Source organism: Marinoscillum pacificum (assembly GCF_024714495.1).
Classification (GTDB): Bacteria; Bacteroidota; Bacteroidia; order Cytophagales; family Cyclobacteriaceae; genus Marinoscillum; species Marinoscillum pacificum.
This window is the reverse complement of the sequence record NZ_JAMZMJ010000005.1, coordinates 314,442-332,929: the sequence shown is the minus strand read 5'-3', so window position 1 is coordinate 332,929 and position 18,488 is coordinate 314,442. Positions and strand designations below refer to the sequence as shown.

Here is an 18,488-nt window from a genome sequence, read left to right as displayed (position 1 = left end):
ATATTTTGAAAAACCATCCTGAATAGAAATTCGGGATGGTTTTTTTATGCTCTTTAATTAAAATATAAATGATAAAAGTATGTTGTTTTGAAATTATTCGTTTGATAATTAGTCTAAATTGAAATGTATTGAAACTTGCAAGAGAGTTATTGATAGTTACATTAATAATTGTTGGAGCGTGTAATTCAAGAGAGATTTCTAAAGAGAATACTACCAAACCTTTTACTTTTTCTGGGCTTGGAAGGTTGGATCGTCTTAACAAGAAATTAGATGAACCACGGCCTGGAGAGTGGTTGTATACTCATGAAGAGTATGGTCAAACTTTTACAGAATATGTCGATAGCAATCCTAACAAACCCTCAGATTTATTAAGTAGGATTTACCTTCTTCCACTTGGAGATTTTAATGTTGATGAGTTAGTAGTTTTTGAAAAGCTGGATAAATATCTGGAAGCGTTTTTTGGCATAGAGGTAGTGCTTTTGCCTACGCTGAAAGATTCTGTTATTTCAACTGAAAATCGCCGAATAAAGTGGAAGACAGAACAATTAAATTCTCAATATATTTTACATGAATTCTTAGTTCCAAGTATTCCAAATGATGCAATTGCTTATATGGCTTTAACTAATAAAGATTTGTATCCATCGGATAAATGGAATTACGTGTTTGGACAGGCCTCACTTAAGGATAGGGTAGGAGTCTCTTCGATTTTTCGACTTAAAAGTAATGCTGATAGTCTATCAAATAACAGATATCTCTTGAACCGATTAATACGAACAGCGTCACATGAGATCGGTCATATCTTATCAATGAAGCATTGTAAAAAGTATCAATGTTTAATGAATGGTAGCAACAATCTTCATGAAGCAGATACTAAACCGACGTGGTTATGCTCTGGGTGTTTAGCAAAGCTGAGCTGGAATACTAATTTAGATTTACATAAGAGGTGTGATTCTTTAATCAATTTCGCTGAAGAAAATGGTTTCTATTCTAAATCCAGATATTATAAAAAGCTGGAGGAGTACTTGAAATCTTCGATTGATAAAAAAGGTAAATCAAAAATGTAAGGTGCAATTGATCTGATTGAATGATAAATATCAATTTGTTTAACATTCAGTCAATAGTTGATGATTTCAATTGAATTTTTCGTATTTTTCGAATCCGAAAATAACTTTTTCGTCAACCAACTGATGTATTCCACCAATCTCCTCCAAGCCCAAAAGGTTTTTGACCTGGTGTCCAAAGCCGATCTGGATCATGATGATCTAGAAGATGGGGTGAAGTATGCTAAGAAAGCACTTACACAAAGTATAAAAACGGATGATGCTGGTCTTATGGCGATAACTAAGGCCAAACTAAGAGATCGGTTTATTGTGGCTGGTTATTCCAGTAGGGCTATAAATGTTGGGAGAGAAGTAATAGGTACCTACCAGGTTTTAAGAGATGACTATCAAGTTGCTCATGCCAAGTTCAGTCTGGGCAGAATATACCATCAATCTGATAATTATCATCTTGGATTAATCTACTTTTTGGATTGTTTGGAGATCTATAAAAAATTTGAAGATTACTACAATCAAGCAAAAGTCCAACAATCGATAGGAGCTATCTATGAGCATTTTGGTGATGATAAAAATGCTATTGTAGCATACGAAAGATCGATAGTTGCTGCTCAAAAGGTGGGAGATTTAGTATTGGAGTCAGATGCTTACAATCCTTTATCTGGAATCTATTTGAATCAAGGTAAGGTAGACAAAGCTGATTTGCTTCTGGACAAAGCAATGACCATGAAAAATGCGGTCAGAGATAAAAAAGGGATGGCATTTTCACTGTATGGAAAGGGCAAAGTCTATACGAAGAAGAAAATGCATCGTCAGGCTGAGGAGGCTTTTTTAGAAGCTATTCGCTTGCATCGGATGAATGGAGAGCTTTGGGGGCTTGGTATGTGTTATCATAAACTAGGAGTACTCTATTATGAGTCAGATGAGCATGATGAAGCTATAGAAGCTCTACGAGGTGCTTTAAACTTTGCTAGCTTCAATAATTTTGTAGCCATTAAGTCGAAGAGCAATTACTTGCTTTATCAGATTTACAAGAAACGAAATGACTTGCCTTCTGCTCTGAAGTTCATAGAGGCTTACATGAAGGAAAAGGAAACGTTAATTGACCATCAGACTCAGCGTGTGGTTAATAGTTATGAGGCTATCGCCACAATGGAGCGCATGGAAAAGGAAGCTGAGATGGATCGGGAAAAGGCTGAGATTCTTGATAAGAAGAATAAAGCCGAGCAAACCTCCAAGATGAAGCAGGATTTCCTATCAACGATGAGTCATGAAATAAGAACCCCCCTTAATGCTGTGACTACCATTACTTCATTCCTCCAGGAAACAGCCAGAGAAGATCAGGTGAACCTACTCAATTCGCTTCAATTCTCCTCCAATAACCTTCTGCGGATCATCAATGATATACTTGATTTCAATAAACTGGATGCAGGAAAGCTGAAACTAGAATCTGCCCCTGTAAAGCTGTGTAGCTTGCTGGAGAATATTCGAGATACCTACATGAGTCTGGCTGTGGATAAGAAAATTGAGCTTAATCTCAGCTTGAAAGGAGGATTGTCAGATAGTTACTTAATGGATGAGACACGTATTACTCAAGTGTTGGGTAATCTGGTCAGTAATGCCATAAAGTTTACAGACGAGGGATTTGTAAAAATGGAAGCTGAACTAATTCTTCAAAATGACACTCGTGACAAGATTTTGTTTTCAGTTACCGATACAGGAAGTGGAGTGCCTGAAGAATTTGTAGATCATTTGTTTGAAAGTTTTTCACAGCCTGATTCCCATAAGACTAAAAAGCATGGAGGTTCAGGATTAGGTCTCGCTATTGTGAAGAAAATCATTGAGTTGCACGGAAGTGACATTTTGGTCGATAGTACAGTGGGTGAAGGATCTCGATTCTATTTTGAAATAGAGCTGACCAGAACAGAGTCAGAAGAGAAAAAAGCGGTAGCTCTTAAACCAGAAATACTCAATAAATCCATTTTGCTAGCAGAAGACAACATGATCAATGCGATGGTGTCTCTAAAACTACTCGGCAAATGGGGATTAAGCAGTGATCACGCGACCAATGGAGAGGAAGTGGTTCGTTTGGCTGGAGAACAGACCTATGATTGTATTCTCATGGACATCCATATGCCTCAGATGGATGGCTTTGAAGCAGCGCAAAGGATTCGTACAACATCTAATCCAAATCAAAATACACCAATTTTTGCGCTGACGGCTGATGTTATGGCAGGTCAAGAATCATTCTCTACGCTTTTTGATGGATTTCTTTTAAAGCCAATAGAGCAAGATAAGCTTTATGAGGCTTTGGCTTCTATTTAAAGCTTTTACTTGGAGGACGTTTTCTGTTGGTGTGGATGCAAATTCATGAGAATCTTCTTTTATCTAATAATTTGCGACGTTCAATTAATAGTCATATCTAACTGACTTCTATATTGAATGTCTTTTTGACATGAAATTGGACTTTGTACTTATTCGACATTATTGAAGTTGAATAAACTCAGAACCAATTTTTAGCAATTAAGATTATTGAAGCCCCGAGCATTTATTCGTTGGATTTTTTGACTTTGAAATTTTGAAGTAGGTTGTGTCAGTAAGGTTTTCATTTACTCAGATGGTAATTAATCGAATTCGCAATTTTTAGACATTGTTGATTCATCAAACGATAGATAAGTATCATTTCAACTAACACCAAAGCTACAGCAGGTGGAGTGTTTGTATTTGTCATTCGATCAGCATGCAGATATGATATGGAGGGAAAACCCGAAATGTCAATAAATTTTGCATTGGCCGGAGCTCTGGGTGATAATTAAATCCTGAGCTTTGCTTTTTTGTGGTTGTCAAAGAATTAATAGTGATTGCTCATTAATGACCTGTGGTTTCTTTATTAGTTTAGCATCTAGTTACAAATTGACCTGAATAACATGGAAATAAGAAACGACTGGACGAAAGAAGAAATCAAGGAGATATTTGATAAGCCTGTGATGGAATTGATCTATGAAGCAGCTACTGTTCATAGAGCATACAATGACCCTAATGAAGTTCAGGTTTGTACCTTGTTGTCTATCAAGACTGGCGGGTGCTCTGAAGATTGTTCTTACTGTCCACAAGCAGCTAGATACCATACGGATGTAAAAGTTCACAAATTGTTAGATGTGGATTTTGTGTTGGAAAAGGCAAGAAATGCTCAGGAGAATGGTAGCACGCGATTCTGTATGGGGGCTGCCTGGAGAGAGGTAAGAGATAATAGAGACTTTGATAAAGTCCTGGATATGGTAAAAGGAGTTAATGCTCTTGGAATGGAAGTGTGTTGTACGCTAGGCATGCTCAACCAAGATCAAGCTAAAAAACTGAAGGATGCAGGATTGTATGCATACAATCACAATTTGGATACGTCAGAGGATCACTACGAAGAAATCATTACAACCAGGACGTACGATGACCGTTTAGATACCATTGATAACTTGAGAAAAGCAGATATCTCTGTTTGTTCTGGCGGAATCATAGGACTTGGTGAAACCAATGAAGACCGAATTGGAATGCTTCACACATTGGCAACGATGGAAGAGCATCCAGAGTCTGTACCTGTAAATGCTCTTGTACCAGTACCGGGAACACCATTGGAGAAGCAGCCACGTGTTTCTGTTTGGGATATGGTGCGAATGATTGCAACTGCTAGAATTATCATGCCAAGAGCACAAGTAAGACTATCAGCCGGACGAGTTTCAATGACATTAGAAGAGCAAGCATTGTGTTTCCTAGCCGGAGCTAACTCCATATTTGCTGGTGATGAATTGTTAACTACACCAAATCCTGAAGTAGATCAGGATAAGGAAATGTTCATGACACTTAATTTGAAGCCTCGTGAATCATTCAAAGGAGCTGCGGCTGAGAAATTTAATATGGCTTAATCATCCTACTGTAGGATGAGATTCATAGATATCAAAATACGCAACAAGTTGGCCCTGGTGATGATGATCTTCGCCATGGCCATCGTTTTTGCGATCACCACCCTCTATTACTATCAATTTCAAGCTGCCCTCAAAGAGCGCGTTTTCCTTCAGCTTAGCTCTGTTAAGCAACTCAAAGTATCACAAATCAGGCAGCGACTTCAAGGTATTGAAGAAAGCTTTATTGAAAGAAATGACCTGAAGCTCCGTGAGCAATACGGAGAAGTGTTATTCCATGGTCACATCTCCAAAGACACTATTATTCACGGTTTCCCCATTCGGTTTAAGGACAGTGAATCTGTGGCTATTGAAGATATATCAACTCATGATCCTTATGGTCGATTGACGATCAGTTTGCAGATTCGCGAATCTGAAGGATGCGACGTGGCCATTGTTAGGCCTAATTTACAGAGTATCCTCATAGAACGAACAGGTTTAGGTGAAACAGGAGAGTCTTACTTAGTTGGAAGCGATAAGCGCATGCGAACCAGTTCGCGCTTTTTTCCTAATCAAAATCCTCAGGAGATATTAGTAAATACCAGGTCGGTTAGAGACGCTTTAGAAGGTGAAACGGGTAAGAACATCATTGATGATTACCGTGGGGTGAAAGTTTTTAGTGTATATGAGCTTTTGGTTGACTCTGAATTGAGTTGGGTCATCATTTCAGAAATTGATGAGCAAGAGGCTTTGTTTCCTTTGAGTAGTTTAAGGCAGAACTTAATAGTCGTACTTATAATCATTCTAGTGGCCATTTTTGCTGTCAGCTATGAATTGTCCACACAGCTAGTTAGTCCAGTGTTGAAGGCAAAGCAGCATTTAGCTAGTATGGCAAAAGGAGTTTTTAATCCTGTCAACAAAAACAATATAGGTAATGATGAACTGGGGCAAATGTTTCAGGCGCTCAATGGGCTAGTAAAAGCCATGGATCAGACTGTTGGGTTCGCTGATAGAATTGGTCAGGGTGATTTTGATGCTGAATACCAGTTACTTAGTAATGAAGATAAGCTGGGAGCATCTTTAATAGAGATGAAAGATCGTTTGAGAGCTTATCAGGTTAATGAAGAGAAACTCAAACGAGCCAATCAAAAGTCTCTAATATCTGGAGAGGAAAAGGAAAGATCACGTTTGTCAAAGGAACTTCATGATGGACTAGGACCGCTGTTGACATTGCTTCGGTTAAAAATTGAGTCTTCCACTATAGATACCAACTCAAAGCATGAGTTATTAAACATGCTGGATGGTACCATTAATGAGATGAGAAGGATATCTAATAACCTAATGCCAAGTGTTTTGATGGACTTTGGTGCTGGAGAAGCGATTCGTAACGTGATCAAACAGTTGAAAAATGAAGAGATCAAAGTAACATATCAATATGATCGCAATGAATCATTAGAAATTCCGAGCCAAATTGAAATAACCTTGTTCCGTATTGCCCAGGAAGCAATCAACAACGTGCTCAAACATTCGGGTGCAGCAGATCTAAAGGTGTCACTGACAGAGTTTGATGATCGTATTAGTTTGTTTATCAAGGATAATGGAACTGGATTTGACCCAGAAGAGGTGCATAATGGAAATGGTATTCGCAATATGCGAGAGAGAGTAAATATAGAAAGAGGTATTTTTGAGTTAACAACCAGCAAACAAGGAACGACAATAGAAGTAGAGATACCAATAAATGAGCAAGATTAGAGTATTAGTTGTGGATGATCATCAGCTGTTTCGTGAAGGAATACGCTCCATCTTTTCAAGTAATTCAGACATAGAAGTGATCGGCGAAGCTGATTCAGTGGAGTCCATGCTTTCATTTTTTGAGTCAACTTTGCCTGAAGTTGTTTTAATTGATGTGACCATGCCTGGAGGTGATGGAATATCAGCTATCAAGCAGTGTAAAAAGAAATTTCCAACCATTCGTTTTGTTGTCTTAACTATGCATGCTGATGGTCAGTATGTGGTAAAAGCAGCTCGTAGTGGTGCTTTTGGCTACTTATTGAAAAATGCTGACAAAGAGGAACTCACGAAGGCCGTTAAAGAAGCGTCCTTTGGAAGGAAATATTTTAATAGTGAGATTTCTCAACTCATGGTAGGAAATATGTCGTTAGAAGGAGATGATCCTCAGCAGCTATCAGAGCGTGAGTTACAAGTGCTTCAGTTGGTTTCTGATGGTAAAACAACGAAAGAAATAGCCGATGAATTGTTCGTTAGCTCCAGGACGGTTGAAACACATCGTGTCAATATGATGAAAAAACTCAATGTTCAGAATACCGCAGAGCTGATCAAGAAAGCGGTCAAATTGAATCTCATCTAGGCATCCGTAAAAATACGGAGTACATTTTACCATTTTTTTTGGAATTACTCGAGGGGGTATATGGCGTTAATTTGTATGTAACAAAACCAATAAACGTCATGAAAAATTTAGCAATAGCATTAACCCTCGGACTTATGGTTTCTTTCGGTGCAGTTGCGCAGACTGGCAAACTAAAAGGTCCTGAATATAAAAATAGAAAACCATGGAAAAATCCAGTGGAAAAAACTCAGGTTTTTACCAAATCAGGAGAGACTCTTAAAGGTCCAGAAGCAAAGAATGCAACTCCTTTAGAGAGAAAGTCTGGTAAAAAAGTATTGGTAACTCTTGGTACTCAAGAAGAACAATTAAAAGGGCCGGAGTATAAGAATAGAAAGCCATGGGTTGATGAGAGAAATGATTCCATGTATGCCAAGGATAAGAAAGTACGCAAAGCTGATGATGGCGGAGGTATGACTGGCAGTAAATAATTAAATAACATCAATAGGTCGTGAGTGGTGATCATTCACAAGAAGCCCGGGTGCCAAGCATTCGGGCTTTTCTTTTGTCATTTCTTATAGAACTTATGTTCGTAAACATCTCCAAAAGAGGGAAGGTGCCAAATGCCCAATTCACTCACGGCTATACTGTTGATTGAATACGAAGATGTTTTGTCAGGGACCTTATCAAAATACACCCAGGCAGGAGTATCAAACAAGTCCCTAACAGGCACTCGCTATTCCAATCAAAAGCGTCTTGTTCAAATTCTATTCTTGGTCATGGACATACAGATCCTCTTCGCATTCAATTTAGGAATGCAGACTTGTGATTGGAAGGTTATTTCTGGACCACTCACTCCAGGATCCTACGTATAACAGTGGTAGAGGTAATCCTGCGTGAGCCAGTGCCAGGATCGAATGACAAGCAGTAACTCCTGAGCCACAGTGTACAATTACTTCATTTTTTTTAAGTTTAGCAGTAATCGGATGATAAAGTTCTTTTAGTTCTTCTGCCGATTTAAAGGAGCCATTTTCGGTTAAGTTATTTTTGAAGAACATATTGATTGCATTTGGAATGTGGCCTGCCACCAAATCAATTGGTTCACTTTCTCCATCATATCTAAAACCTTCTCGTACGTCAATGATAATCTTTGAGGAGTCTGAGCTTGCCTGTATAACATCTTTTAAATCTATTATACCTAATTGCCAATCACCTGTTGGGTATGGAGTTTCTATACTTCTAGGTTTAGATAGCCCACTTAAGATCGTATTTCCAGCTGCCTTCCATGACTGAAAACCTCCATTTAACACCTGAACTCGTTTATGCCCTTGAGCTTTGAGCATCCACCAAAGTCTTGCAGCTGCGTTACCACCACCCAGGTGATCATAAGCTACGACATGGCTGTGAATGGATATGCCAAATCGAGATAGCGTCTTTCCAAACTTCTCAGGATGAGGTAATGGGTGTCTTCCTCCTTTTGCAGGATCATCAATTGCTGATAAGTCTTCATTTAGACTCATAAAAATTGCTCCAGGAATATGCTCCTCTTCGAAAGATGTTTTTGCAACGGGTGAACCAGATGCGTCGATGATTATAAGGTTAGGATCTGCAATCTCTTGTAGTTCAGTTACTTCTATCAGAGGATTCATATGGGCTGTTTTCAGCTAATATAAGCAATATGACATTCATCATTTGCAGAGTTGCGATTGGTCAAATTATTTCCTGATTAGGTTCAGCTATCATGGCTATATCCGTCATACCACAGCCTTGATCGCCCCTCTATGTTTGCATCATCAACTAAACAGAGAATCAACAATGAAGGCGATTATCACCACAGTCCTTTTATGGGGACTAATTGCAGGACAAGGAACCTTTGAAGCTAATACATCAAAGAGTGAGTTTTTAGTAAAGGGCACATCTACAGTACATGACTGGGAGAGTGTGATCAATGAATATACTGTGAAAGGAGCGTTGAATGGTCAAACCATCAATAACCTACAAGTAACCGTAATTTCTAAATCAATCAAGAGTGGCAAGTCTATCATGGATGACAAGACCTATGACGCGCTAGAAGCTAAAGAATATCCAAATATCACTTTCAAGGCAAGTCAGCTAACTATCACGGATGGCAAAATCAATGGTAAAGGCACATTGAGTCTTATAGGTAAAACCAAAGAAGTCCCATTCACTGCAATTACCAAAGAACTTCAAGACGGGTTATTACAAGTCTCCGGTCAGGTAAGCCTGGTAATGTCTGAGTTTGGTATAGAACCACCTACGGCAATGTTCGGAACCTTAACTACAGGTGACGAAGTATCAATCGAATACAATTTTATTCTCAACTAATACACTATAAACAAGCTAACAATTATGAAAACGTTAAATCCAAAATCTCTTATATTGGTGGTGTTAGCGATGCTAACTACTACAGTGCTCTTCGCGCAACAAACAGGTTTACAGTACTTTAGAAGTAATAATAAAGATGGCCTGAATGTATTTGAAACGTCAAAGGAAAACGATGTTGAGTTTGATGGTCTAAAAGTATGGGTTGGAGGTGATTTTGCTTTGCAATTCCAGGGCCTAAGTCATACCAACGCTGGTGACACGCTTCCAGATATCGGAAACAACTTCAATTTGCCAACAGCTAACTTAAATCTTGACGTTCAGCTAGCCGATGGTTTGAGAATGCACTTGAGAACTTATCTATCTTCTCGTCACCACACAGAAGCTTATGTGAAAGGTGGATACATTCAAATGGACAAGCTCGATTTCATCAAACCTGGTTTCTTAAGTGGCCTGATGAATTATACAACGATTAGAGTAGGTATGGATGAATTCAACTATGGTGACACACACTTTAGAAGATCTGATAACGCTCGTGCAATCTACAACCCATTTGTAGGTAACTACATCATGGATGCATTTTCTACAGAACCCTTTGCAGAAGTAACAGTTCAAAACAATGGTTTGCTAGCGGTGGTAGGTATTACTAACGGTCGATTAAATCAAAATGTGCTGAACAACCCTGATAAAGGATTTGTGTTCTTCGGTAAACTTGGTTACGATAAGCAAATCAACGATGATCTGAGAGTTAGATTAACAGGGTCTTTCTTGACTGTGAGCGATCAAAGTACTAGAAATGACTTGTATGCTGGAGACAGAGCAGGTGCTAGATACTACAACGTGTTGACTTACAGTAGCTCTGATTTCAGAACTGGTCGATTCAACCCAGGCTTTAACTACGCACCAGTAGGTGGCTATATCAACTCTTTCCAGATCACTCCATTTGTGAAATTCCAGGGACTTGAATTCTTCGGAGTATTTGAAAATGCAAGTAATGGAAACGATGAAGTAGGAGGTGCTTACACTCAAACTGGTGCCGAAGTAATCTACAGATTCGGAGCTGAAGAGAATATCTATCTGGGTGGAAGATACAATGCGGTAAGTGGTGAAGATATCGACGGAGCTGCAACTAAGAAAATCAACAGATTGAACATAGGTGGAGGTTGGTTCCTAACCAAAAATGTACTAGCCAAACTTGAATACGTGAAGCAAGCATATGATGGAGATGGTTGGAATGGTACAGATTTTCAGGATGGTCAGTTTGATGGTATAGTTCTAGAGGCTACCATCGGATTCTAACGGTCCTGTTTAGTTGAGAGGTCGTTCGCCTTTAGGCGGACGGCTTCTTTTTATTTTATAAATTCTTTACTTCCATTCTCACAGCAAATCGGACTGTGAGTTTTTCGTTTACCTGCACCATTCCCCAGAATTTCACCGGTGGCTCCATCTGGAAATCTTTCATATTGATGTCCACTGTTCCAGAAAAGGTCAAAGAACTCTCTGAGTGATTTGTGACTATCCCATCTTTGATTGAAACCTCCCGTGTTACATTAGCTATTGTTAGCTTCACTTTTGAACTCACGTACAAGGTTTCAATAGCTTCTTGTTTATTCTTTAAGTCAATGTCCTCAATATGCAAAATCATTGTGGGATAATCCTCGCTCTTCAGCAAGCTTTGCATGTCTTGATTCATTGCGGCAATACCACAGTCAAAGGATGAAACAGGGTAGGTCAGGATCAAGTTTTCGAAGGAAATCCGTTTATTATTCCAGGTGCTTTTGATTGCTAAGGTGTCTGATGGTAGGTACTCTTCCAACGAACATTTAAACTGATTGACATTCGTAGATCCTTCGATTGTGAACTTACTTGAAGTAACCGTGACCTCATGGTTTCTTTTGGTTGATTGACTAAAAGCTAAGAGTGAAACAAGGGTGAAAAAACTGGTAAGGATGGTTTGCTTCATAAATGATAATCAACAACTCTTGTGCCAAAAATAGCTATAAGTAACAAGTGAAAAAGGCTTGCCAATTGTTTGGCAAGCCTTAAATATGTACAAGAAAGCAAAAATATTTTAAACTGTCTGGCTAAATCTGGAGAACTTTTGAGCATTCCAAAGTCTGGAATCCAAAGCCATGCAGATATTTCTAATAAATGGTCTACCAGCATCGAGTATCTCTATGCCAAATTCATCCCAATAGATCAGTCCATCATTGCTTAAGTTATTCAGCAACTCAACATTGAAACCAATGCCTATTTCTAATAGCTCTTCAGAAGACCAATTGGTTGCAAATTTGCACATTAGGTTAAGTATATGCCGTCTGATTTTTAAGTCTTCAATTGTAAGTTGATGTCCTTTGGTAATTGGGAGTTCATCCTTATCAAGGCGTTCATAGTAATTGGAAATGAGCTTTTCATTTTGGCTGAAGGCTGTCCAGCTATCACTTATCGAACTCATTCCCAGTCCAATCAAGAGATCAGTATCTTGAGTAGTATACCCCATAAAGTTTCTATGTAATTGTCCCTGATCAAAAGCCTGGTACAACTTATCTTGGTTAAGAGCAAAGTGATCCATTCCTATATCCCTATATCCAGCATCGGTAAGCATGCGCTTGCCTAGTTGATACATCGAGGCTCTGTCCTCAGGAAGAGGCAAAAACTTTTCAAAAGATTTTTGTGCAGCTTTCACCCAGGGCACATGTGCATATCCATAGAATGCAATTCGCGAAGGGTTCAGATGTATGGTTTGCTCAATAGTCTTGGCTACACTTCGAGTTGTTTGTTTTGGAAGTCCATAGATCAAATCAAAGTTGATACTAGTAAATCCGTATTTTCTAGCCAGGTTGGTAACCTCTTTGACTTGCTCAAAGGTTTGTTTTCTGTTGATGGTCTTTTGAACTTCTGGATCAAAGTCCTGAATGCCAAAGCTCACTCTTTTAAAGCCGAGTCTGGATAGTGCTTTTAAATGTGCCTCTGTAGTATTGCCTGGATGACCTTCAAACCCAAATTCGTAGTTGTCAGCCAATGTACTGTTTTCCAGAATTCCATTGATCAAAAACTCCAGGTTTTCAGGAGAAAAGAATGTTGGCGTTCCTCCACCTAGGTGGATTTCCTTTACAATTGGTCTGGCACCAAATGTACTGACATAGATATTCCATTCCTTAAGTAGATAGCTTATATATCTACCTTCTACACTATGATTTTTAGTGATTCGCGTGGTGCAACCACAATAGGTGCAAAGGCTTTCGCAAAAAGGTAAATGGATATACAGACTGATTTCTTTCCCACTTCTCCAAAACCCGTCCTTGACAGATTGGCGCCAGTCTCTTTCTGTATGTCTTTCAGTTTCCCAAAAGGGCACAGTAGGATAGCTGGTGTATCTTGGTCCAGGAACGTTGTATTTTTTGATCAGGTTTTCCATGACACAAAGGAACCCCCAATCTTAGGATCAGCTCATGACAATAATCAGTCTGCTTCTTGACTTTTAAAAGCGAATGCTTCCAAGTTTTTCAGCGTCTAATACATGGATTGTACTTCCTTCAATCTTGATGTAACCATCTTTTTTGAATTCAGAAAGCATTCGTATCACAGACTCAGTAGCGGTACCTACCATGCTGGCAAGGTCAGCTCTGGAGACTTCAAATTTTGTGGCACCGGTACTTTCACTATAAGTGCCATAAAGCTTCATTAAAGCATCTGCAGTTCTTTTTCTCACCGTGTCATAGGCCATTTCCATTAGGCTGCTTTCTTTTTCCAGGAGGTTTTTAGATAGCATTTTGATGAATTTACCAGACACTTCTCTGTTTTGAAAGATCAGATCTTGAAACTCTTTACGAGGAATCATGATTACTTCAGTGTCCTCAAGAGCTTGAGCGAATTCTGTACGATCTGTATCTTGAATCAAAGCATTCTCACCGAGGAACTGTCCTTCTGTAAGAATGTCGATGATAAATTCTTTACCGTCTTGATTGATTTGGTAAATCTTTACTTTACCTGTTTTGATTTTATAGGCGTAAGAAGCAAAATCACCTTGACGATACAAGATGTCTTTCTTCTTAAAGTTTCTTGTTTTGCTGGTGTTTTCCAGGTCTTCAAGCTCAGCATAGCTTTTAGCTTGTTTTACAAACTCCGAAAGCTCATCTTTGGTTGATAGTTTTTCGTATTTATTTAACCTTCTTTCTATAGCGCCAAGTAGCTCCATTTCTTCAAATGGCTTAGTGATATAGTCGTCAGCTCCCATGTTCATCCCTTTTCTGAAATCTGCTTTCTCAGACTTGGCCGTAAGGAAAATAAAAGGCGTAGAGGCTATTTCTGGACGCTTACTTATCAAATAAAGAACCTCATAACCGTCCATTTCAGGCATCATAATATCACAAAGAATTATGTCGGGTTGTTCTTGAAGAGCTTTTTTAACACCAATTTTACCATTCTCAGCTGTGATGGGGTTATAGTTGGATAACTCTAATAATTCTGCAATATTTTCTCTAACCTCTGGTTGATCTTCTATTATAAGGACCTTTTTCTTCATGAAGCTGCTTTAAAGTTATGGTTTTCGATACGGAAAATTAACAATAAACTCCGTGCCGAGGCCTTCTTTGCTTGTAAATCTGATTTCTCCTTTGAGCAAATCAAGGTATCTCTTGACTATATTTAAACCGAGACCTGTGCCTTGTATATTGGTCGCATTCTCAGCTCTGTAAAATCGTTGGAAAAGTTTGTCTTGTTCCTTTTTGGGTATGCCAATTCCTTCGTCTTTTACTCTAATCTCTATGACAGAGTCTTCACTTTCTCGAATGCTGAATTCAATATTCGAGTTTTCAGGTGAGTATTTGATAGCATTTGATAGCAGATTTAGACAAATATTTTTTATTAAATGTTGGTCAGAGATAATCTGGTTTAGTTCTGGATCGAAACTTGAGTTAATATCCTGTCCATGCTTTAATGCCAGTTCCATAGCCTCCATAATCTCGTCATAAATTTCTTTAAGTGAGAACTGGACTATCTTCAGAGAGATTGCTCCACTTTCAAGTTTTTCTAATGACAGGAAGTCATTCAGAATGTTAGTTAAGTTCTGAACAGAGTTTCGAACTCTATTAATATGCTTTACTCGTTTTTCTTGATCGTCACCTTCCGGATATCTTCCTATTAAGTTAGCTGATGATAGGATAGTGGTAAGAGGCGTTCTGAATTCGTGACTAGCCATGGAGATGAATCGTGATTTCAATTCATTGAGTTCTTTTTCTTTTTCCAGAGCTTTTAATATCTCCGTTTCTGCTTTTTTGACTTCTTCAAGACTTTCTTTGAGAGCAGCTTCTGCAAGTTTTCGTTCTCTTATTTGACTTTTAAGACCCAGGTTGAGGTGTTCCAATTCTTTAGTTCGTTCACGTACTTTGGTCTCCAGGTCATGAGCATATTGCTCCAGTTTCGTTCTACTTTCGGCCAGAGCGGCTTCTTGCTGTTTTCGAGTAGAGATATCAGTGATGAAAGCAACAACAAGTTTCTGGTTTAGGTGCATGATGAAACTAAGACTCACTTCCAATGGGAAGGTAGTGCCATCTTTCTTTAGACCTACTAAATCCTTACCAATCCCCATAGGGCGAGATTTAGGATGAGAAACGTATCCTTGACGATCTTTTACGTGCTTGTGATGATATTCCTTAGGAATTAGGTTCTCTATTACCTTTCCCAATAATTCTGCTTCATTGTAGCCAAAAAGCTCTTCTGATCGCTTATTGGCCATAACAATCTCACCCTGTGAGTTGACAATTATGATGCCTTCACCTGCACTTAAAAAAATCTTATTGAGGAGCTCCAGTCCGCTCCGTGACATCAAATATTCACTGGACAATTCCATGACAAAAATCAGTTTTTTGTTACCCGCTAATCTAGTGAAAAATTATGGGTATGACATTTTTCAGTTTTTACTCTGACTGCCATCAGAGTGCCAATGTGCGACTAACAATAGTTTTGCAGAATAAGATTAGGAAAAAATGCAGGCATTTAAAAACATTCTTATTCCATCTGACTTCTCTTCGGCCGCATGGAACGCCGTACATTTAGGCTCTAGCATGGCAAAAGAGGGCTTCACTGAGATTACTCTTCTCCATGTTTTTCCTTCAAGTGCCAAGTTTGATAGTAGAAAAGGGGAGTTGGACTTGAGTGATCTTGATGCAATCGACGAAATTAAACTGCAAATGGACGCTTTTTGTATGGACTTGCATAGCCAATACAAAGTAACATACCATCCGGTAATTTTAGGAGGCGCTGTACACGAGGAAATATGCCAACATATTCGAGAAAATGATTACGATCTGGTGATCATAGGAGTAAATAGTAATGGAGTGGATAACAGACCAGGCAGTCATACCTCCGAAATCATCGCAAATTGTCATACTCCTGTATTAATTGCACCGAACAATTTGATTAATGCCAAAACGCTAGTAGCGTAATGCTAAAAACAGAATCTGCAGCATCTGTTCAGTGTTACCACTGTGGTGACACATGTGAATCCGAACAACTTATTTTTGATGAGCATCATTTTTGTTGTCATGGGTGTCAGGCTGTTTATGAATTAATTCAGCAAAGTGATCTTCAACAATATTATGCCAGTGGCGAACTCAAAGCCGGAAAGGTAGAGGATCAATCAGTCATAGAACGAAAGTTCGCATATCTCGAAAATGTAGAAGTAGCCAACAGACTCTATCGCTTTCATGATGAAAAGCAATCAGTCGTCAAACTTTATCTTCCTGGTATCCACTGTAGTTCATGTATCTACTTACTGGAGCATCTTCCAAAACTTGATCCGAGAATTCTGAGAGCTGAAGTTAATTTCATTAAGAAAGAGATCGCTGTTTCTTTCCTAAATGACATGTCGCTTAAAGAAGTAGCCATCATGTTGGCGACTCTGGGATATCCGCCATTGATCAATCTGGAAAGTGTTGATCAGTCAAAGGCAAAAAAGCAATCCAACGGACTGGGAATGAAAATTGCTGTTGCTGGTTTCTGTTTTGGTAACAGTATGCTTATTAGTCTTCCAGAATATCTGGATGCTGGATTTCAAGTTGAGGAGACGTTCAAAGCCTTGTTTGGCTGGTTAAACCTGGCTCTGGCTTTACCTGTGTTTTTTTATGCTGCACAAGATTACTTCAAAAGTGCCTGGGCTGGCATTACTCATAAGTATCTCAATATTGATGTGCCAATTTCATTGGGGATTCTTACTCTTTTTGGAAGAAGTGCATATGAAATTGTGATGTCAGCTGGTCCGGGATATGTGGATTCACTCAATGGGTTGGTATTCTTCTTATTAATAGGAAAGTGGTATCAGAATAAGTCTTATCAGGCACTTTCATTCGAACGAGACTATAAATCCTATTTCCCTGTTTCAGTTCTTATAGTAAAGGATGGAAAAGAATCTTATGTTATGTTGCAGGATTTGCGACCTGGAGATGAGATTGTTGTTCACAATCTTGAGTTAATACCCGCCGATGCAATCATAACTGAGGGAGAAGCGAATATCGACTACAGCTTTGTGACTGGAGAAGCGGAACCTATCTCTAAAAGAGCAGGTGAGAAGGTGTTTGCTGGTGGGAGGCAGGTAGGTGGGCAATTGCATCTGATGCTGGAGAAGGCTGTTGATAATAGTGAGCTGACTCAGATCTGGAATGATGGTAATCAGCAAAGCGATCGTAAATATGAGAATCTAATTGATAAGGTAAGTCAATACTTTACAGTTATTATTCTTGTCTTAGCTGTAGGATCTGGAGTTTATTGGTACTTCGCCAATCCAGTAATTATGTGGGATGTAGTTGCTGCTGTTTTGATTGTTGCCTGTCCTTGTGCATTGGCGCTGGCTTTACCATTTGGGTTGGGGCATGGAATGCGAATATTAGGTCGCCAAGGTATTTATTTAAAAAATGCATCTGTTATAGAGCGAATAGCTGACATCAAAGAATTGGTCTTTGATAAAACGGGTACGCTCACCAAAAACAACTCTGACGGAATCAAATTTGTTGGATCTCCACTGACTTTGGAATATCAGCAAATCATTAAAACAGCTTGCGCTAATTCTGCACATCCTTTGAGTAAGCTACTAGCAAAACAATTTGATGATAGTGTTCAGAAATTACCAATTGATAAGTTTCATGAAGAAATAGGAAAAGGACTGGTAGCATGTATCAATGGGTATGAAGTTAAAATTGGTTCTGCCAGCTTTATAGGTGTTGATGAGGAACATACTTCACTTTCTTCTAAGGTGTATTTGGCTTTGGGTGATCAGTATGTTGGATACTTCAAAATCAATTCTGGTTATCGTTCCGGAGTTTTTGAGAGTTTAGATTCTTTAAGAAAGAAGTTCAAACTCCATCTTTTGTCTGGAGATAATACTAGTGAGAAGACTAATCTCGAGCCGTATTTTGATCAACTTCATTTTCAGCAAAAGCCAGTTGATAAATTCAATTATGTAAATGAATTATCTACGAACTCTTTAATGATTGGAGATGGACTGAATGATGCTGGTGCTTTGAAAAGTGCTACTGTGGGCTTTGCTGTATGTGAAGATGTGCATCAGTTTAGTCCAGCCTGTGATGCCTTGATAGATGCTGACTCCATCGTGAAGCTAGATCCTGTAATGCAGTTTTCAAAAATGGTGATGAAAGTGGTCATTGCTGCATTTATTATTTCATTTGGATATAACGTGGTAGGGCTGTCTTTTGCGATCACAGGCAACTTGACTCCTGTTGTTTCAGCTATTTTGATGCCATTATCTTCCGTTACAGTGGTGGGTTTTATTACACTAGCGGTAAGCTTGTTCGGTAAACTAAAGTTTAAGAAAGATTAGCGGTTCAAAATTCCTTCAGAAAT

Annotated in this window: 15 protein-coding genes; 10 read left to right on the top strand and 5 right to left on the bottom strand. The window is 38.8% G+C overall.

Going from position 1 to position 18,488, the window contains the following annotated elements:
• The first annotated feature begins 128 nt into the window (after window positions 1–128).
• From NXS00_RS14420 to NXS00_RS14395, 6 genes are all read left to right on the top strand, one after another.
• A complete protein-coding gene (locus NXS00_RS14420; RefSeq protein WP_258099924.1) occupies window positions 129–1,064 on the top strand; it encodes an archaemetzincin in 936 nt (311 codons plus the stop codon).
• A gap of 60 nt (window positions 1,065–1,124) precedes the next feature.
• Complete coding sequence (locus NXS00_RS14415) at window positions 1,125–3,380, top strand: tetratricopeptide repeat-containing hybrid sensor histidine kinase/response regulator (RefSeq protein WP_258099923.1); 2,256 nt, start codon at window positions 1,125–1,127, stop codon at window positions 3,378–3,380.
• 602 nt (window positions 3,381–3,982) lie between these two features.
• The gene (gene bioB, locus NXS00_RS14410; protein WP_258099922.1) at window positions 3,983–4,969 is read left to right on the top strand and encodes a biotin synthase BioB; all 987 of its coding nucleotides are present in this window, start codon (window positions 3,983–3,985) and stop codon (window positions 4,967–4,969) included.
• A gap of 15 nt (window positions 4,970–4,984) precedes the next feature.
• Window positions 4,985–6,697: an ATP-binding protein gene (locus NXS00_RS14405; protein WP_258099921.1), complete on the top strand. Its 1,713-nt coding sequence runs from the start codon at window positions 4,985–4,987 to the stop codon at window positions 6,695–6,697.
• On the top strand, window positions 6,684–7,313 hold the full coding sequence (locus tag NXS00_RS14400; RefSeq protein ID WP_258099920.1) for a response regulator: 630 nt from the start codon (window positions 6,684–6,686) through the stop codon (window positions 7,311–7,313). Before NXS00_RS14405 ends, NXS00_RS14400 begins: the two co-directional genes overlap by 14 nt.
• Window positions 7,314–7,411: 98 nt before the next feature.
• Window positions 7,412–7,780: a hypothetical protein gene (locus NXS00_RS14395; RefSeq protein WP_258099919.1), complete on the top strand. Its 369-nt coding sequence runs from the start codon at window positions 7,412–7,414 to the stop codon at window positions 7,778–7,780.
• Window positions 7,781–8,098: 318 nt separating this feature from the next.
• Here NXS00_RS14395 and NXS00_RS14390 read toward each other — a convergent pair whose 3' ends face one another.
• Window positions 8,099–8,938 carry a sulfurtransferase gene (locus NXS00_RS14390; protein ID WP_258099918.1) on the bottom strand — a complete coding sequence of 280 codons (840 nt, stop codon included), beginning with the start codon at window positions 8,936–8,938 and terminating at the stop codon, window positions 8,099–8,101.
• Window positions 8,939–9,104: 166 nt separating this feature from the next.
• On the opposite strand from NXS00_RS14390, the gene NXS00_RS14385 reads away from it, so the two are divergent.
• Both NXS00_RS14385 and NXS00_RS14380 read left to right on the top strand, forming a co-directional pair.
• Window positions 9,105–9,635, top strand: coding sequence for a YceI family protein (locus NXS00_RS14385; RefSeq protein WP_258099917.1), 531 nt, complete (start codon window positions 9,105–9,107; stop codon window positions 9,633–9,635).
• 24 nt (window positions 9,636–9,659) lie between these two features.
• The gene (locus NXS00_RS14380) at window positions 9,660–10,931 is read left to right on the top strand and encodes a hypothetical protein (protein WP_258099916.1); all 1,272 of its coding nucleotides are present in this window, start codon (window positions 9,660–9,662) and stop codon (window positions 10,929–10,931) included.
• 55 nt (window positions 10,932–10,986) lie between these two features.
• On the opposite strand, the gene NXS00_RS14375 is transcribed toward NXS00_RS14380, so the two are convergent.
• From NXS00_RS14375 to NXS00_RS14360, 4 genes are all read right to left on the bottom strand, one after another.
• Window positions 10,987–11,595, bottom strand: a complete 609-nt coding sequence (locus NXS00_RS14375) for a YceI family protein (protein ID WP_258099915.1) — start codon at window positions 11,593–11,595, stop codon at window positions 10,987–10,989.
• Window positions 11,596–11,703: 108 nt separating this feature from the next.
• Window positions 11,704–13,050: an oxygen-independent coproporphyrinogen III oxidase gene (hemN, locus tag NXS00_RS14370; RefSeq protein WP_258099914.1), complete on the bottom strand. Its 1,347-nt coding sequence runs from the start codon at window positions 13,048–13,050 to the stop codon at window positions 11,704–11,706.
• A 63-nt stretch (window positions 13,051–13,113) separates the two neighbouring features.
• Window positions 13,114–14,157: a response regulator gene (locus tag NXS00_RS14365; protein ID WP_258099913.1), complete on the bottom strand. Its 1,044-nt coding sequence runs from the start codon at window positions 14,155–14,157 to the stop codon at window positions 13,114–13,116.
• A gap of 15 nt (window positions 14,158–14,172) precedes the next feature.
• Complete coding sequence (locus tag NXS00_RS14360; protein WP_258099912.1) at window positions 14,173–15,483, bottom strand: PAS domain-containing sensor histidine kinase; 1,311 nt, start codon at window positions 15,481–15,483, stop codon at window positions 14,173–14,175.
• Between the two features lie 136 nt (window positions 15,484–15,619).
• On the opposite strand from NXS00_RS14360, the gene NXS00_RS14355 reads away from it, so the two are divergent.
• Both NXS00_RS14355 and NXS00_RS14350 read left to right on the top strand, forming a co-directional pair.
• Window positions 15,620–16,078: a universal stress protein gene (locus NXS00_RS14355; RefSeq protein ID WP_258099911.1), complete on the top strand. Its 459-nt coding sequence runs from the start codon at window positions 15,620–15,622 to the stop codon at window positions 16,076–16,078.
• The gene (locus tag NXS00_RS14350) at window positions 16,078–18,465 is read left to right on the top strand and encodes a heavy metal translocating P-type ATPase (RefSeq protein ID WP_258099910.1); all 2,388 of its coding nucleotides are present in this window, start codon (window positions 16,078–16,080) and stop codon (window positions 18,463–18,465) included. The genes NXS00_RS14355 and NXS00_RS14350 overlap by 1 nt, the downstream gene beginning before the upstream one ends.
• Window positions 18,466–18,488 lie beyond the last annotated feature (23 nt).

Bases quoted from the DNA above. Each gene is read 5' to 3' on its own strand.
- NXS00_RS14350 (WP_258099910.1), top strand. From the start codon at position 16,078: ATGCTAAAAACAGAATCTGCAGCATCTGTTCAGTGTTACCACTGTGGT.
- NXS00_RS14380 (WP_258099916.1), top strand. From the start codon at position 9,660: ATGAAAACGTTAAATCCAAAATCTCTTATATTGGTGGTGTTAGCGATG.
- NXS00_RS14375 (WP_258099915.1), bottom strand. From the start codon at position 11,595: ATGAAGCAAACCATCCTTACCAGTTTTTTCACCCTTGTTTCACTCTTA.
- NXS00_RS14385 (WP_258099917.1), top strand. From the start codon at position 9,105: ATGAAGGCGATTATCACCACAGTCCTTTTATGGGGACTAATTGCAGGA.
- NXS00_RS14365 (WP_258099913.1), bottom strand. From the start codon at position 14,157: ATGAAGAAAAAGGTCCTTATAATAGAAGATCAACCAGAGGTTAGAGAA.
- NXS00_RS14390 (WP_258099918.1), bottom strand. From the start codon at position 8,938: ATGAATCCTCTGATAGAAGTAACTGAACTACAAGAGATTGCAGATCCT.
- hemN (WP_258099914.1), bottom strand. From the start codon at position 13,050: ATGGAAAACCTGATCAAAAAATACAACGTTCCTGGACCAAGATACACC.
- NXS00_RS14400 (WP_258099920.1), top strand. From the start codon at position 6,684: ATGAGCAAGATTAGAGTATTAGTTGTGGATGATCATCAGCTGTTTCGT.
- NXS00_RS14395 (WP_258099919.1), top strand. From the start codon at position 7,412: ATGAAAAATTTAGCAATAGCATTAACCCTCGGACTTATGGTTTCTTTC.
- NXS00_RS14360 (WP_258099912.1), bottom strand. From the start codon at position 15,483: ATGGAATTGTCCAGTGAATATTTGATGTCACGGAGCGGACTGGAGCTC.
- NXS00_RS14415 (WP_258099923.1), top strand. From the start codon at position 1,125: ATGATTTCAATTGAATTTTTCGTATTTTTCGAATCCGAAAATAACTTT.
- bioB (WP_258099922.1), top strand. From the start codon at position 3,983: ATGGAAATAAGAAACGACTGGACGAAAGAAGAAATCAAGGAGATATTT.
- NXS00_RS14405 (WP_258099921.1), top strand. From the start codon at position 4,985: ATGAGATTCATAGATATCAAAATACGCAACAAGTTGGCCCTGGTGATG.
- NXS00_RS14355 (WP_258099911.1), top strand. From the start codon at position 15,620: ATGCAGGCATTTAAAAACATTCTTATTCCATCTGACTTCTCTTCGGCC.